Here is a 16,140-nt window from a genome sequence, read left to right on the forward strand (position 1 = left end):
CGACCGGAGCGAGCCTGGCTCAGTCGGCCGTGAACACGGCCGCGAGGGACTCGGCGGTCAGGATGCGCTCGACGTAGAGCGCGAGCTGGGCGTCCGTCGCCGCCTGCAGTCGCGCGGCGTGTTCCTCGGACAGCTCGCCGAATTTCAGGCGCAGCTGCTTCTCGAGCACTTCTGCGCGACCCTCTGCGCGACCTTCTGCGCGACCTTCTTGACGCAACTCTTCGGCCATCGTCATGGTGAGCTCCTCGATCTCGGGAAGTTGTGAGGCGATTTTTGCACGAAACTCCGTGAAGTGCAGCTCGCCCGCCACCAGCGCGACGTAGCGCAGCAGTTGCGCCACCGCCTCCATGCCGCTCGGCGTCTGCAGCGCGTCCTGGAACGCAGTCGCCCAAACTTCCAAATTCTGAAGCAGCCGCGCGGCATCTCGGGCGTCGCGGAGCGCCCACAGAGCCAGCTTGGGGAACGCTGCGAGGCTTCGCTGCAGCAGATCCTCGTTGCTGAGGTGGGCGAGGTCCTCGATCAGGATTGAGAAGCTGGGGATCAGCGCGGCGAGGCCAGGAACTGAGTTGGGGGGCGGACCGAAGAGGGCGTGGAAGGAGACCGGCGCGGTCCAGCCCTCGGGCGCGTGGCTGATGACCATCGGGATGATCAAGCGCAGCGGCCCGGCGTGTTCTTTGTGGTCGCGTTCCCAGATCCGGACGAGGTAGACCAGCATCCGCCTTGGCATGTCGTAGTCGGTGCTGCTCTGGTGCTCGAGCAGCAGATAGAGGAGGACTCGATCGTTGCCGGTCTGCTGCTCCCCAAGGGCGGGAGTGAGCTGGGCGGGAGTGAGCTGGGCGGAGAACAGCAGGTCGCCATGCCGGTCGGCGAGCTCGGGATCAATGAACGAGGCGGGCTCGGCCGTGAGGGTCTCCCAGACGATCGCGGCTGTGACCGGCGCTGGGAGGATGCTGCGGAACAGGTCGGCCGAGTGCTGGGGCTGCTCGAAGGCCGCTTTGAACAGTGCGTCGTGCGGCTTGGCAGTCATCGGCGAACGCGGTCTGCTGGCTTCGATCACGCACAGGAGCCGCGACCGATCGAGACGGCGAAGCCCGTCCCCGATTGTTAAGTCGCGCTCCGTGCCCGAGTTGATCCCGGTCGAGGCGAGAAAATTGTGAGGGCGTCAGCGGACGCGGGCGGCCGGATCGATGGCGGCCAAGGTCGCGAGGGCCCCGGCGACCACGGCGTCGTGGACGGCGGTGACCTCGGCGTCGGTGACCGAGCGCGAGCGCGCGCGATAGTTGAGCCGCAAGAGCAGCGCGTGGCGGCCGGGCTCGACGCCCTCGCCGCGATAGTCCTCGAGCAACACGATCGGTTGGCGAGGATCGTCGGCGTTGGCGAGCTGCGGGGGGTCGTCGCCGGAGCTCAGGGCCGACGCGGCAGCGCCCGCGAGCGCGGCCACGACCTCGTGGCTGGACACGCGTTGATCGAGGTCGAGGGACAGATCGCGGGTCGTGGCCGGGAACCGGGCGATGTCTTCGAACTGCACGACCGGCGGCTGCGGCAGGGCCTCGAGCCACAGCTCGCCGTAGCCGAGCTCGAGCTCGCTCAGATCGCGCGCCGCGACGACGTCGGGGTGGAGCTCGCCGACGACGCCGACTCGGGTCGGGCCGATCCACAGCCCCGCTTGAATGCCCGGATGCAGCCACGCACACGGCTCGGCCTGGGGCCGCGCCTGGGCGTGGAGTCCGACGCGGGCGAGGCACGCGAGGAGATCGTCGGTCAGCGCGCGCGCGACCTCGCCGGTCTTCGACTGGCTCTGACCCACGCGGATCGCCGCCGCTCGGTAGGGCTCGTCGGGCAAGAAGGGGTCGACCTCGCTGGTCGCGCTGGGCTGAAGCTCGGGCTGCGACAGCGGCCAGCGGTAGATGCGACCGACCTCGAACAGGGCCAGCGCGCGAGCGTGGTGGGCGTGGTTGTAGGTGACCGCGTCGAGCAGGCCCGGGAGCAGGTGCGGCCGCATGCAGGCCTGCTGGCTGCGCATGGGGTTGACCGGGCGGACGAGCTGGCTCGGCTCGAACTCGGCCGCGACCGGGGCGATGAGCGCTTCGGCGACGAAGGCGAGGCCGACGTGCTCGTGGAGTCCACGCGCGCGCAGGCCGTCGGTCAGGGCGTCGGCGAGACCGCGCTTGGGATCCTCGGGCAGCATGACTCGCTGCTCGGGCGAGACCGAGTGGCGGGCCGGGAGATCGTCGAGGCCGTGGTGGCGCATGACCTCTTCGATGAGGTCGACGTCGCGGTCGAGGTCGGGGCGGTAGCTGGGCGGGTGGCACAGCCAGGCGCCCTCGGTGCTGCGGTCGAGCTCGACGCCGAGGCCCGAGAGGATCCGCGCGACCTCGTCGGGGCCCACGTCCATGCCGAGGAGGCGGCCGACGTGGGCCGGATCGAGCTCGATCTGCGCGCGCTCGGGCAGCGGGCCGCGGACGTCGCAGCGGCCGACGCAGGTCGCCCCGCACAGGTCGTGGAGCAGGGCCAGCGCCCGGCCAGCGGCGAGCTCGAGCTGCGCGTCGTAGTCGACCTGGCGCTCGAAGCGGTGGCTCGAGTCGGTGTGCTGTCCGTGGCGTCGGGCGCTGCGGCGGATCGCGAGGGGCTCGAAGAAGGCGACCTCGAGCAGGAGGCGATCGGTCCCGGCCTCGACCATCGAGCCCGCGCCGCCCATGACCCCGGCGAGGGCCTGGGGCGACTCGGCGTCGGCGATCACGAGGTCGTCGGTCGAGAGCTCGAGCTCGCTGCCGTCGAGGATCGTGATCGGCTCGCTCGGCTTGGCCATGCGCACGACCACGCGCTCGCCAGCGAGGCGGGCGCGGTCGAAGGCGTGCATCGGCTGGCCGACTTCCATGAGCACGAAGTTGGTGATGTCGACGACGTTGTTGAGCGCGCGGAGGCCGACGCGATGCAGGCGCGTGCGCAGCCACAGCGGGGCCTCGCCGACGGTGCAGCCCTCGAGGGCGTAGCCGAGGTAGCGCGGGCAGCGATCGCTGGCCGGGACCTCGACGAGCTCGGGGAGCTCGGGGGCGTCGGCGACCGAGCGGAGCTTCGGCGGCTGCAGCTCGCAGCCGAGCGCGAGCGCGAGATCGCGGGCGACGCCGAGGTGCCCGAGGGCGTCGGGTCGGTTGGGCGTGACGGAGATCTCGATGACGGCGTCGCGGATGCCGGGGACGAGGTCCTGGAGCTCGGCGCCCGGCTCCCAGTCGATCGGCAGGACCAGGATCCCGTCGGCGTCGCCGCCGATGTCGAGCTCGGCCTCCGAGCAGATCATGCCGTGCGAGGCCACGCCCCGCAGCTCGCGCGCGCTGAGCTCGAGGCCGTCCGGGAGCGTGGTGCCGACCGGCGCGAACGCGACCTTGCCTCCGACCGGCGGGAGGTTGGACGCGCCGCACACGACCTGCACGCTGGCCTGGCCGTCGAACAGCTCGACGAGGTTGAGCTTGGTGGCCTTGGGGTCCGGGTGCGCGGACACGGCGTCGACGCGACCGACGATGACCTTGGGCAGCTCGAAGTAGGCGATGCCTTCGACCTCGAGCCCGAGGCTGGTCAGGCGCTCGGCGATGTTCTGGGCCCAAAAGGGGTCGTTGGCCTCGCCAACCGGCGAGAGATCGATCGGACGCCCAAGCAGCTCGCTGAGCCAGGTACAGGAGATCAGCATGGTCTAGCCAGAGACTCTAAGGAGAGGTGAATTGCTCGAGGACCCGCAGGTCACCCTCGAAGTTGTGGCGCAGGTGGGGGATGCCGTGGCGGAGCATGGCCATGCGGTCGATGCCGAAGCCGAAGGCCCAGCCCGTGTAGACGCTGGAGTCGATGCCGCAGTGCTCGAACACGGCCGGATGGACCATGCCCGAGCCGCCGAGCTCGATCCACCCGGACTGCTTGCACAGGCCGCAGCCGTGGCTGAGCTGGCCGTCGAAGCAAAACGGACACTGCATGTCGAACTCGGCCCCGGGCTCGACGAAGGGGAAGTACGAGGGCCGAAAGCGGACGCCGAGGCCGCGGCCGAAGAAGGCCTCGACGAAGGCGTAGAGCGTGGCCTTGAGGTCGGCCATGGTCACGTTGCGATCGACGTAGAGGCCCTCGATCTGGTGGAACATCGGGCTGTGCGTCGCGTCGTCGTCGCGGCGGAAGGTCGTGCCCGGGGCCACGATGCGGACCGGCGCGCCGTGCTGGAGCATGGTCCGGGCCTGGACGGGCGAGGTGTGCGGTCGGAGGACGAGCGCGGGCGCGTCGGCGTGGTCGAGGTGGGTCGGGCGCTCGATGAAAAAGGTATCCTGCATGTCGCGCGCCGGGTGGTCGGGCAGGATGTTGAGCTTGTCGAAGCTGTAGAGCTCGGCCTCGACGTGGGGTCCGTCGGCGACGTCGAAGCCGAGGCGCCGAAACACGCGCTCGAGCTCCCGGCGGGTCTGGGTGATCGGGTGGAGCGTGCCCGGGCGCGGAGGATCCGGGATGAAGGTCAGGTCGACCCGGCGGGCGAGGTCACGCTCCCGGGCCGCGGCCGCGAGCTCGCCCGCGCGCGTGGCCAGGTGGGTCTCCATCGCCTGCTTGACCCGGTTGAAGGCCTTGCCGAGCTCCTTGCGCTCGCTCGGCGGGACCTTGCCCATGAGCCGGCGGAGCTTGGTGACCGCGCCGTTCTTGCCCAGGAAGCGGACCTGAAGCTCGTAGAGACCGGGCTCGTCGGCGACGTCCGGGAGCGCGGCCTCGAAGCTGCGCAGCTGCTCGTCGAGCTGCTGTTGCGGCGTCTGTTGTGCGTCTGCGGCCATTTGTCGGCTGGAATCTAGCCGGGTTTGGCGGCGAGGCCAAACACAGGCTCAGAGGTCCACCGAACGCAGGCGCAGGGCGTTGGTGATGACCGAGACCGACGAGAAGCTCATCGCCGCGGCCGCGATCATCGGCGACAGCAGCACGCCGAACAGCGGGTACAGAGCCCCGGCCGCGATCGGCACGCCGAGCGCGTTGTAGGCGAAGGCGAAGACCAGGTTCTGCTTGATGTTGCGCATCGTCGCCCGGCTCAGGGCGCGGGCGCGGAGGATCCCGCGCAGATCCCCCTCGAGCAGGGTGACCCCGGCGCTGCCGATCGCAACGTCGGTCCCGGTGCCCATCGCGATGCCGACCTCGGCGCGAGCGAGCGCGGGCGCGTCGTTGATGCCGTCGCCCGCCATCGCGACGGTGTGACCCTCGGCCGACAGCCGCGCGACCTGCTCGGCCTTGTCGGCGGGGAGGATCTCGGCGACGAACTCGTCGATGCCCAGCTCGGCGGCGACGTGGGCGGCCGTGGCCTCGGCGTCGCCGGTCAGCATCACGATCCGGAGCCCGTCGCGGCGCAGGCCCGCGAGGGCCTCGGGGGTGGTGGCCTTGATCGGATCGGCGACCGCGATCAGGCCAGCCGGGCGTCGGTCGACGGCGACGAGCATCGCGGTCTGCCCGGTGCCCCGCAGCGCGCGGGCCTCCTCGTCGAGCCGCTCGAGCAGCGCGAGGGCCTCTGGGTCGGCGCCGATCTCGTCGACGAGCAGGCCGCGCTTGCCGATCGCCAGCCGCCGCCCGCCGACGCGCCCGACCACGCCCTTGCCCGTGATCGCGTCGAAATCCTCGGCGTCAGGCCGGGCGAGGCCGCGATCCTCGGCTCCGGCGACGATCGCCGCGGCGAGCGGGTGCTCCGATCCACGCTCGAGCGCGGCGACCCAGGTCAGCAGCTCGTCCTCGCTCGGCCCGCCAGCGACGGGCTCGACGACCGTGAGCGTCGGCTTGCCCGCGGTCAGCGTGCCGGTCTTGTCGACCACGAGCACGTCGACCTGACCGAGGCGCTCGACGGCCTCGGCGTCGGCGAACAGGACCCCGGCCTGGGCGCCGCGGCCGAGCGCGACCATGATCGAGATCGGCGTGGCCAGCCCGAGCGCGCACGGGCACGCGATGATCAGCACGGCGACCGCGTTGATCAGCGCGTAGGCCAGGCGCGGCTCGGGCCCCCACAGCGCCCACACGCCGAAGGCGACCAGCGCGGCGCCGACGACGGTGGGCACGAACACCGCCGAGACCTTGTCGGCGAGGGCCTGGATCGGGGCGCGGCTGCGCTGGGCCTCGCTCACGAGCTTGACGATCTGCGCGAGCATGGTCTCGGCCCCGACCTTGTCGGCGCGCATGACCAGGGCGCCCGTGGTGTTGATCGTCGCGCCGACCAGGCGATCGCCGAGGGCCTTGTCGACCGGCAGCGGCTCGCCGGTCAGCATCGACTCGTCGACGCTGCTGTGGCCGCTGAGGACCTCGCCGTCGACGGGGATCTTCTCGCCCGGGCGGACCCGGAGGCGGTCGCCGACCGCGACCTCGCTGATCGGGACGTCGGCCTCGCTGCCATCGTCGGCGATGCGCCGCGCGGTCTTGGCCGCCATCCCGAGCAGCTCGCGGATCGCCGCCCCGGTCCGCGAGCGAGCGCGCAGCTCCAGGACCTGGCCGACCAGGACCAGCGACACGATCGTGCCCGCGGCCTCGAAGTACACGCCGATCTGTCCATGGCCGCCGCGCATCGCCGCCGGGAACAGCCCGGGCGCGACGGTCGCGACCAGGCTGTAGACGTACGCGACGCCGACGCCGAGCCCGATCAGCGTCCACATGTTCAAATTCCACGTCTTGACCGAGCGGATCGCGCGGACGAAGAAGGGCCACCCGCACCACAGCACGACCGGCGTGGCCAGGCCGAGCTCGATCCAGCTGCGCGTCGCGTGGGGGATGAAGCCGAGCGGATCGCCCGGAAGGATCATCGGGGCCATCGCGAGCACGAACAGCGGGATCGAGAACAACAAGGAGATCCACAGCCGCCGCCGCATGTCGACGAGCTCGGGGTTGTCGGGCTCGTCCTCGGCGTCGAGGATCACGGTCCGCGGCTCGAGGGCCATGCCGCACTTGGGGCACTCGCCGGGCTCGTCGCGCGCGACCTCGGGGTGCATCGGGCAGGTCCACTCGGTCTTGCTCGGGCTGGCGCCGACGCTCGGGAGCTTCTCGAGGGCCATGCCGCACTTGGGGCACTCGCCGGGCTCGTCGGCCTCGACGCCCGCGCACATCGGGCAGTACCAGGGCTTGGATCCGCTGGGCTCGACGCTGCCCTCATGATCATGATGGTGACAGTGGTGACAGTGACCCTCCGGAGCGTCGTCGGTCTCGGTGGTGGAGTCGGCCATGTGGGGGACCTATCTCGCACACGGCGACGAGCTGACCTATGCATGAGGCGCACGCATTATCTGCGTGCCAAAGCTGCCGTGGAGGGTCTGCCTGGTCAGAGTCCGCGCAGGTGCTCGGGCTTGAGCAGGCGCTCGTCGCCGCGCGCGATCACCTGGTCGAGCATCTCGAGCATCGCCGGCTTGTCGCCGGGCAGGGTCCCGCGCAGGGGCAGGTAGTTGCTGGCGTGATTGCTCGAGAACCTGCACGCGCGCAGCTGCGAGTCGGCGACGATCGTGCGCAGCTCTTGGAGCATGCGGAATTTGCTCGGCAGCTCGAAGTCGCCGCGCGCGGCCATGTCGTGCAGGGGAGTGCCGGGGACGATCGTCGTGGTCAGCGCGCCGACGTAGGGCGGGTCCATCTCGCTGAGGGCCTCGGCCGTCCCTCGGGCGTGCTGCTCGCTGAGCGCGACCCCGCCGATCCCGAGCAGCACGATGACCGAGTGGGTCAGCCCGGCCGCGCGGAGCTTGGCCGCGGTCTCGATCAGCTCGGGGCGCGTGCCGCCCTTGTCGATCAGCTCGAGGACCTCTTCGTCGCCGGTCTCCATCCCGTGATAGACGATGCCGAGGCCGGCCTCGCGCAGCGCAGTGAGCTCCTCGACCGACTTGCGCCCGACGCTGCGGGTGTCGCCGTAGGTCCCGACGCGCTCGATCCACGGCAGGTGTTTGCGGATGCCGTCGAGGATCTGCAGGAGCTTGCGGGTGCTGAGGATCAGCGCGTCGCCGTCGCACAGGAACAGCCGCTTGCTGCGGATCCCGCGGCGCCCGTGGGCGGCGGCCTCGATCAGATCGGCCTCGATCTGCGCCCACGGCTTGGGCCGAAATTGCTTGTCGCGGTACATGTCGCAGTACACGCAGCGGTTGTGGCTGCAGCCGATCGTGACTTGCAGCAGCAGGCTCGGGGCCTCGCTCGGGGGCCGAAAAATGCGACCGACGTAGTCCATCAGCTCAGCTCGCAGACGCCGACGTCGGGCACGGGCGGCATGTCGCCGTCGAACCACGGCGCGCAGCTCATGTCGTTGGGGCACTGGGGTTGCTCGAGGCTGCAAAAGGGCGAGCAGCAGCCGGCGCCCTCGCAGCCCGGGACCGCGAGTCCGTCGATGCACCCAAACCCTTCTTGGCACTGGACCGAGTACTCACACGGGTCGCCGAGGGCGCCCTCGCCGAGGTTCTTGGCGGGCATGCAGGTGAAGGTACCCGCGTTGGGCGTGCACGCGTAGTCGACCCCGCAGTCGCTCGCGAGCGGATCACAGGTCGGGACGCACAGCGACGGGCAATCGTTGCAGGGCTGACACACGGCCGGGAGCTCGGCGCCCTCGCAGCTGGGCTCGACCGGGGAGCCCGCGCACAGGGCCAGACAGATCCCCGCGTTGTCTTCGTCGAGCCAGCTGCACATCGCTCCGAGCGCGCAGTCGTCGTGACCCGAGCCCGGGTCACCGAAGACCTCGCAGGGCTGGCCGGGCGCGGCGGCGTCGGGCAGCAGGGGCACGCAGCTTGGCCAGGACACGGCGTCGACGACCTCCCAGCTGCACTTTTGGTCGCTGGGGCAGTCTTGCGCCCAGACGTCGCAGCCCGGTCCGCGCTCCTCGCCGAGGTCGAGGTCCGCGCCCTCATCCTGGCCGCCGTCACTGTCGCCGTCGCCGTCGCCGTCGTCGTCGCCGTGCTCGTCGCCCTCGGTCGGGCTCTCGTTGCCGTCGGCGCTCCCGCTCCCGCTCCCGCTCCCGCTCCCGCTCCCGCTCGTCAGCCCGTCGCCGCTCGCGCTCTGATCACTGGCCGCTTCACTGTTCGAGCACGCGACCACGGCGAGCGCCAAGCTCAGCGAACACGCCCACGCAGCCGCCCGTTGTTGGGCGATAAGAAAAGTCACACAACCAGCGTACGCGCGCCACCAGGCCCGCGTCCAGCGTCGTGGCGCTCAGTCGTCCCAGCCCATCGAGCCGGGCGGGAGTCGACCCTGATCTTCGGACCCAGCCGCCGGCTCGAGTCCGCCGTCGGGCTCGTCCTTTCCGGCCGCGGCCCGACGCTTGCGGCGGGCGATCTGATCGTCGTGGACGGCCTTTTGCATCGCCTGGATCCGCGGGACGAGCTTGTGGTTGGCCTCGTTGAGCTTGCGGATGAAGCTGTGCTCGAGGCCCTTGCCCGCGTGGATCGTGTTGTAGAGCTCGTCGAACAAGCTGGCGAACTCGGGCTCGATGCTGTCGGACTCGGGCCGGGTCTGGGTTCGATGGCGGGGCTCGACCGCGGCCACGGCCTTGTCGGCGTCGAGCTCGGGATCGCCGATCCAGTCGAGGGTCTTGCGGATCACGGCCTCTGAGTCCGAGAGCAAGCCGTCGTAGCTCTGGACGTGGACCGGGTAGCGGCGGATTGCGATGTCGCGGACCAGGGCGTAGTTCTCGCTCCACCACTCGAGCACGGGGGAAAAGCGCAGGGGGTCCGGGGTCTCGGGCGCGCGCTCGCGCCTGGCCTCGTCCTCCATCGCGTAGAGCCGCGACAGCGAGCTCTCGTACTCGCGCCACTCTCGGACGGTTGCGACGACCTTGCCGATGTACGCGCGATCGCTGCGCACGAGCCCCGGGATGAAGACCTTGACGACGTGGCGCTCGACCTGCTCGGGGAAGAAGTAGGCGCCGGTCCGCGGGTGCGGGTTCGTGCGCCAGTAGATGCCCTGGCGAAGCAGGGACTCGTAGAAGCCCGAGGGGTTCGCGCCGCGGAGCGTGTTGCCCCAGTTGGCGGGGAAGGCCTCGCCGAAGGGCGGGAACCCGGCGGCGATCAGGATCTGCATCCACATCGAGGTGCCGGAGCGCTTGGTGCCGGTGACGATGATCATGGACGGGCCGAGAGTAACCAAAAACCCCAAAAAAGAGCCGCCCGGGCTCTGACGCGGGCGGCTCTGCGTGGTCGGTGCGTGGGAACTTGGGTCAGGCGTGCAGCAGCTGCGGGATCGAGGGTTCGGCCGCCGGCAAGGGGGTGCGCATGAGCGGGGGGCCGCCGACGCGCGCGACGAAGATCCGGGGCCCGCAAACCACGCGGATCCGGGCGCCGTAGGGGAGGGGGAGGCGGGCGCCGCCGAGCTCGGGGTCCCGGAGCGCGGGATCGGCGAGCATGTGCTCGACGCTCATGCAGCACACCCCGATCCGGAGCTCACCGGCCATGCCCGGGAGCACGTGGAGCACGGGGCGGCCGGTCTCGTCGATCTCGAGCAGCGCGAAGTCCTCGCGGTCGCCGAGGATCTGAAGGGTCTCGACGGGCGCGGTCGTCGGGTCGAGGACGAAGCGGTTGGCGCGATTTCGCTCCAATACGCGCGAGAGCCAGCCACTTCGCTCACGAAGCTTGGCTGGCTCTTGGCTGGCGGGTGCGCCGTCGACGAGCTCCACGATCTCCACGGGAGGGAGCGGAATCCGTCCGGCTTGGCGTGCGCGTCGTCCCACGTGCGAGACCAAGACGCACGACAGAGAAAATTGTTCCCACGCGCGATTCGCGGGACCTCGGCATGGCTTTGGTGTGGCTTTGGTGTGGCTGTGGTGCGGCTTCGGTGTGGCGTTGGCGCGGCTTTGAGCGCTCGCCGTCGGAGCGACCCCGCAGGCTCGACGGCGAGAGCTCGCTGCCCGACGAACAACTCGGCGACCGCGAGATCCTGCCGCCGACGCCCGGTGCCATCACGATCACCGCGCGTCGTCCGAGTCGCGTGCTGTGGCTGTCGGGCAAGCACCACGGCGAGTCGCTTCATCATCTCGGACCCTTCGTCGACGCAGCGAAGGTCGACGTCGCTCGCTGGCGCACGCTTTGCGCATGGGCAGAGTCCGCGCCCGCTGTCTGCCCGCGGCCGTGTAGCGCGCCTCGGGCGTGCGTGCGTTGTTTGCCGATGCGCTCCGGTGGTACGACGCGAATTGAGCCGTAGCGTTTGTGTATCGCTATGGGATTGGCGACACAGCTGCGCCTCGACGCGGTGATCGGCGAGGACTTCAAGATCGTGCGCCGCCTCGGTGAGGGCGGGATGGGCGTCGTGTTCGCCGCCGTCCAGCTGACCACGGGTCACGAGCGGGCCGTCAAGGTCATGCACGCGCCCTTTGCCATGGACGCTCGGGCCCGCGAGCGCTTCGAGCAAGAGGCCCGAATTGGCTCGCGGATCCACAGCGATCACGTGGTCCAGGTCGTGGCCGCTGGCATCGAGGAGCGCACCCACACTCCGTGGTTGGCGATGGAGCTGCTCCAGGGCCAGGACCTCGAGCGCTACATCCAGACTCGCGGCCCGATGCCCTTCGGCGAGGTCGCCCTGGTCATCAGTCAGATCATCCACGCGCTCGCGGCCGCCCACGACGTCGGCGTGGTCCACCGTGACATCAAGCCCGAGAACATCTTCTTGTCGGTCTCGCGCGTGGTCGGGGTCCCCTTCATGGTCAAGGTCCTCGACTTCGGGATCGCCAAGCTGCGCTCGAGCGCGCGGGCGGCCACGGTCTCGGTTGGGACGCCCGACTACATGGCCCCGGAGCAGACCCAGGCGAGCGAGGACATCGGCCCGGCGGCCGACCTGTGGCCCCTCGGCCTGGTCGTGTTTCGAATGTTGACCGGTAGCTTCTTCTGGCGCGCGTCGGCGGAAGACAGCGGGCTCCCGCAGCTGTGGCGCGAGATGTTGATCGATCCGATCCCGACGGCGACCGAGCGCGCCCGGCAGCTCGGCTGCGCCGAGCGCCTGCCGCCGGGCTTCGACGAGTGGTTCGCGGCCTGCGTCGATCGTGAACCGGCGCTGCGCTTCAACGACGCGCGCGCGGCCGGGCGGGCGCTCGACGAGCTGTTTCGGCGCGCAGGGGTCTCGGGTCTGCCGGGCAGCGGTGGCCCGGCCCAGGGGCTGTCGACCACGCTCGACGAGCTCGGGCCCTCGTCTTCACAGCGCCGGGGCACGATCGCCGCGTGGATCGGACGCGCGCCCTACGTGACCCAACCCCAGGCGAGCGGGCGCGCGCCCGCGACCCCGTCGGGCTCGGCTTCGAACCCCGCCGCGAACTGTGTCCCGACCCATCGGGTCAGCTTTCACGAGCACGGCGAGCGGATCGTGGCCATGGCCGAGGAGGGCGACTCGCTGCTCGAGGTCGCGATCGCGGCGGGCGTGCCCCACTACCACGCGTGTGGCGGCAACGCGCGCTGCTCGACCTGCCGCGTGGTCGTGCTCGACGGGCGCGACGCGCTGAGCGCTCGAACCGAGGCCGAAGATCGAATCGCCGCGCGTCGCAAGTGGCCCAAGACCACGCGGCTCGCGTGCCAGGCCAAGGTCCGAGGGTCCTGCAAGGTCCGCCGCCTGGTCGTCGATCCAACCGACGCCTCGCTCGCCGATCTGCGCCGCCCGGCCCAGAGCGGCGCCCGGGCCGAGCGCGCGACCGTGCTCGCGCTGCGCCTCGAGGGCATCGACGACGTGCTCGCCGACGGCTTCCCCGACGACGCGATCCACGGGTTCGAGCGCTGCATGGCCCAGCTCGAGGATCTGCTCGGCGACAACGGCGGGCGCATGGTCGGGTTCGAGAGCACGACCGCGATCGCGGCCTTCCCCGAGGGCGAGCGGGGGGTCCGTCGGGCGCTGCGCGTGGCCCTGCGCGCCTCGGCCCGGATCCGCCGGCTCAACACTTACCTGCTCAAGTACTTTGGCGTTCAGGTGACCACGACCGCGGGCCTCGGCAGCGGGTTGTTGCTCGAGGGCCGGGCCTCGACCGCCTCGCACACGGGGGCCGTCGTCATGGGCGTCGCGGCTCGCCAGGCGCGGCACGCCTGCGATCTGGCCAAGCAGGGCCAGGTCCTCGCGCGACCGTGGCTGTTGGCCGGGCAGGATCTGATCTGCAGCCCCGGGCCCGTCGGCCTCGAGGTCGTGATCGACTTCGCCAAGACCGACATCGTCTACCTGGTTCAGAGCAGCTTCGACCGCCTCGAGGGCCGAGCGATGGCCTTCGCCGAGGCTTTCTACAATGAGCTGTTCGCGCGCCACCCCACCGCGGTCCCGCTGTTCATGAACACGGACATGGACCGGCAGCGCAAGAAGCTGATGAACACGTTGACGCTGACGGTCAAGGGCCTCGACGACTTCGCCAACATCGAGGGGACCGTGCGCGAGCTCGGTCGCCGCCACGCCGACCTTGGCGCGAGCCTGACCGACTACAAGGCCGTCGGGGAGGCGCTGCTGAGCGCGCTGGAGCGCTTCTTGGGCGAAGCGTTCACGCCCGAGGTCGAGCTCGCGTGGCGCGAGGTCTACTCGAACCTGGTCCGCACGATGACCTCGTGAGCGCGACGAGTCGCGCAGCCCTCGAACGATCTCGAGCTCGAGCTCGAGCTCGGATGCCGGGAGCTCGGAGACCTCCGCCGTGAGCGCGACGCAGACGAGCGTCATCCGCTCGGTCACGGGCCGCGACCGCGACCTGGACGTCGGCGCTCGGGACCCCACGAGCGCGGCCCGCTCTCGTGACCCGGAGGCTCGAGACCCCAGGCCCTCCTACTGCTGCGGGAACACGCAGATGTGGTCGATCCCCGCGTTCTCGCTCTCGCAGTCCATGCCGATCGGACAGGGCTCGTCGTTCTCGCAGCTGATGAAGCAGCGCTTTTGGAGGTTGAAGTTGAGCAAGATGCACTTGGCGCTGTGCTCGGGGAGTATCGGGCAGTCGTTCTCGTCGTCGCAGTTCTGCGAGCAGACTTGCCAATCTTCGGGACCGTCGACGAAGCAGTATTCGTCGGGGAGACACTCGTTGTCGTTCTCCGTCGGACAGTCGTTGTAGTACTCGTTCTCGCCACCGTCGCCGGTGTCGCCGTCGCCGTCGCCGGTGTCGCCGTCGCCGGTGTCGCCGTCGCCGGTGTCGCCGTCGCCTTCACCGGTGTCGCCGTCGCCGTCGCCGTCACCGGTGTCGCCGTCCCCGTCGCCGGTGTCGCCGTCCCCGTCGCCGGTGTCGCCGTCCCCGTCGCCGGTGTCGCCGTCCCCGTCGCCGGTGTCGCCGTCCCCATCCCCGGTGTCGCCGTCGCCGTCCCCGGTGTCGCCGTCACCGTCCCCGGGATCGCCGTCGCCGTCCCCGGTCTCGCCATTGCCGTCCCCGGACATCGACTCGCCGCCCGACTCCGTGTCGGCGCTGCTCGTGCTGGTCTCGGTCTCGCTCTCGCCCGAGGTGCCATCGCTGCCCGTGCTGTCGAAGGAGCTGCAGGCGAGGGTGAGAGTGAGACAGGAGCTGAGTCCCAGGCGACCGACGCGAACCAAGGCGTTCATGGCGTGCATGGTGCCAGTCGGTGCGCGGACCGGGCAACTGCTTTGGGCCGACTCCTTTTCGCTGTCCAGGGGTCGCACTTGGCGCGGAGAAGGCTTATCAGGACCGCTCGCAGGACCGCTCGAGGTGAAGGACCACAGGCACAGCTCCGATCCGGATCAGCCGCGCGGGGACGGCGGCGCGGACCGGCGCGGCTCGACGCTCGCGCTGATCCGCAAGCTGTTCACGATCGCCGGTCCCGTCGTGCTCACGCAGCTGGGGATCATGGGCTTTGGCGTCGTCGACACCCTGATGCTCGGTCGTGTCGGCGTGGCCGAGCTCGACGCGGCCGCGCTCGGCAACGTGTGGCTGTGGGGCACGGCGATCTTCGGGATCGGCATCGTGTTCGGGCTCGACCCGATCATCGCCCAGGCCCACGGTCGCGGCGACGGAGAGCGCTCGGGCCTCGCGCTCCAGCGCGGCATGGTCGTCGCAACCTTGATCTCGATCCCGCTGATCGCCTCGGCCTGGCTGACCGAGGAGGTCCTGGTCGCGCTCGGACAGGACCCGGCGCTGGCCGTCGCCGCCGAGAGCTACGTCGGGATCCAGGCCTGGAGCATGTGGCCGCTGCTGTGCTTCTACGGGCTGCGCCAGTACCTGCAGGGCCGCGAGATCGTCGCGCCCGCGCTGTGGGTCACGCTCGCGGCCAACGTCTTCAACATCGTCGGCAACGAGGCGCTGATCTTCGGCGTCGATCTCGGCGGCCTGTCGACCCCGGCCCTGGGGCTCCACGGCGCCGGCCTCGCGAGCGGCATCACCCGCACCTGTCTGGCCGTGGGCCTGGTCGCGTGGATCTGGATCGCCGCCTTGCATCGCGGCGCCTGGCAACCTTGGAGCGTCCGGGCGATCGATGCGCGCGGCCTCCTGGAGATCCTGCGCTACGGCCTGCCCGTGGGCGTCCAGTACACCCTCGAGACCTGGGCGTTTCAGATCTCGACCCTGCTCGCTGGCGAGCTCGGCCGCCAGGAGCTCGCGGCCCACAGCATCGTGTTCAACGTCGCCTCGGTGACCTTCATGATCCCGCTTGGGATCTCGTTTGGCGTCAGCACGGTGATCGGCAACCTCCTGGGCTCGGGCCGTCGGCTCGCGGCTCAGCGGACCGCTTGGATCGCCTTCGTGCTCGGCGGCGGGGTCATGGTGATCTCGGCGATCGTCCTGGTCTCGGCCCGCTGGTGGCTCCCGGGCCTGTACACGCAGGAGCTCGCGGTCATCGCCCTCGCGGCGGGGATCATCCCGATCGCCGCGACCTTCCAGCTCTTCGACGGTATCCAGGTCGTCGGGGGCGGGATCCTGCGCGGGATCGGAGACACGCTGCCGGCCGCGCTGTTCAACGGTCTGGCCTACTACGGGGTCGCGATGCCGCTGGCGGGCTACCTGGTCCTGGTGCGCGGAGCTGGGCTCGAGGCGATCTGGTGGTCGATGGCGCTGGGGCTGGCGCTCGTGGCCGGGACCTTGCTGGTCTGGGTGCGCTTGCGCGGACCGGCGACCAAGGGGGCGACGGTCTAGCAGGCCGTGGTGCAATGCCTCGCGCCGCCTCGCTTGGCCTTTTCGCCGAGGGCTTTGTCGCCAAAACTTGCAGTACGCCCGGTACAGCGGCGTTTTGGCTTCGCGCCCTCGGCGAAAATTCCGGCGCGAGG

11 protein-coding genes are annotated in these 16,140 nt (G+C 70.5%); 2 read left to right on the top strand and 9 right to left on the bottom strand.

The window, feature by feature from the left end:
- Positions 1-19: 19 nt before the first annotated feature.
- The 8 genes from ENSA5_RS08670 to ENSA5_RS08705 all read right to left on the bottom strand — a co-directional run bounded on the left by ENSA5_RS08670 (position 20) and on the right by ENSA5_RS08705 (position 10,618).
- Positions 20-1,057 carry an Rpn family recombination-promoting nuclease/putative transposase gene (locus ENSA5_RS08670; RefSeq protein ID WP_146155484.1) on the bottom strand — a complete coding sequence of 346 codons (1,038 nt, stop codon included), beginning with the start codon at positions 1,055-1,057 and terminating at the stop codon, positions 20-22.
- Between the two features lie 105 nt (positions 1,058-1,162).
- On the bottom strand, positions 1,163-3,685 hold the full coding sequence (pheT, locus tag ENSA5_RS08675; protein ID WP_106391166.1) for a phenylalanine--tRNA ligase subunit beta: 2,523 nt from the start codon (positions 3,683-3,685) through the stop codon (positions 1,163-1,165).
- A gap of 16 nt (positions 3,686-3,701) precedes the next feature.
- A complete protein-coding gene (gene pheS / locus ENSA5_RS08680; RefSeq protein WP_106391167.1) occupies positions 3,702-4,790 on the bottom strand; it encodes a phenylalanine--tRNA ligase subunit alpha in 1,089 nt (362 codons plus the stop codon).
- A 48-nt stretch (positions 4,791-4,838) separates the two neighbouring features.
- Positions 4,839-7,199: a copper-transporting P-type ATPase gene (locus tag ENSA5_RS08685; protein ID WP_219906754.1), complete on the bottom strand. Its 2,361-nt coding sequence runs from the start codon at positions 7,197-7,199 to the stop codon at positions 4,839-4,841.
- 95 nt (positions 7,200-7,294) lie between these two features.
- On the bottom strand, positions 7,295-8,179 hold the full coding sequence (locus ENSA5_RS08690) for a radical SAM protein (protein WP_106391168.1): 885 nt from the start codon (positions 8,177-8,179) through the stop codon (positions 7,295-7,297).
- The gene (locus ENSA5_RS37280) at positions 8,179-9,102 is read right to left on the bottom strand and encodes a hypothetical protein (RefSeq protein ID WP_181197535.1); all 924 of its coding nucleotides are present in this window, start codon (positions 9,100-9,102) and stop codon (positions 8,179-8,181) included. Before ENSA5_RS37280 ends, ENSA5_RS08690 begins: the two co-directional genes overlap by 1 nt.
- A gap of 48 nt (positions 9,103-9,150) precedes the next feature.
- Positions 9,151-10,062, bottom strand: coding sequence for a sulfotransferase family protein (locus tag ENSA5_RS08700; RefSeq protein ID WP_106391169.1), 912 nt, complete (start codon positions 10,060-10,062; stop codon positions 9,151-9,153).
- 91 nt (positions 10,063-10,153) lie between these two features.
- Positions 10,154-10,618, bottom strand: coding sequence for a hypothetical protein (locus ENSA5_RS08705; protein WP_106391170.1), 465 nt, complete (start codon positions 10,616-10,618; stop codon positions 10,154-10,156).
- 530 nt (positions 10,619-11,148) lie between these two features.
- On the opposite strand from ENSA5_RS08705, the gene ENSA5_RS08710 reads away from it, so the two are divergent.
- The gene (locus ENSA5_RS08710) at positions 11,149-13,500 is read left to right on the top strand and encodes a protein kinase domain-containing protein (RefSeq protein ID WP_106391171.1); all 2,352 of its coding nucleotides are present in this window, start codon (positions 11,149-11,151) and stop codon (positions 13,498-13,500) included.
- Between the two features lie 207 nt (positions 13,501-13,707).
- On the opposite strand, the gene ENSA5_RS37285 is transcribed toward ENSA5_RS08710, so the two are convergent.
- The gene (locus tag ENSA5_RS37285) at positions 13,708-14,466 is read right to left on the bottom strand and encodes a hypothetical protein (RefSeq protein ID WP_181197536.1); all 759 of its coding nucleotides are present in this window, start codon (positions 14,464-14,466) and stop codon (positions 13,708-13,710) included.
- A gap of 124 nt (positions 14,467-14,590) precedes the next feature.
- Between ENSA5_RS37285 and ENSA5_RS08720 the strand changes: the two genes are divergently transcribed.
- The gene (locus ENSA5_RS08720; RefSeq protein WP_181197537.1) at positions 14,591-16,009 is read left to right on the top strand and encodes an MATE family efflux transporter; all 1,419 of its coding nucleotides are present in this window, start codon (positions 14,591-14,593) and stop codon (positions 16,007-16,009) included.
- The last annotated feature ends 131 nt before the right edge of the window (positions 16,010-16,140 follow it).

The sequence above is a fragment of the Enhygromyxa salina genome, assembly GCF_002994615.1.
Taxonomy (GTDB): Bacteria; Myxococcota_A; Polyangia; order Nannocystales; family Nannocystaceae; genus Plesiocystis; species Plesiocystis salina_A.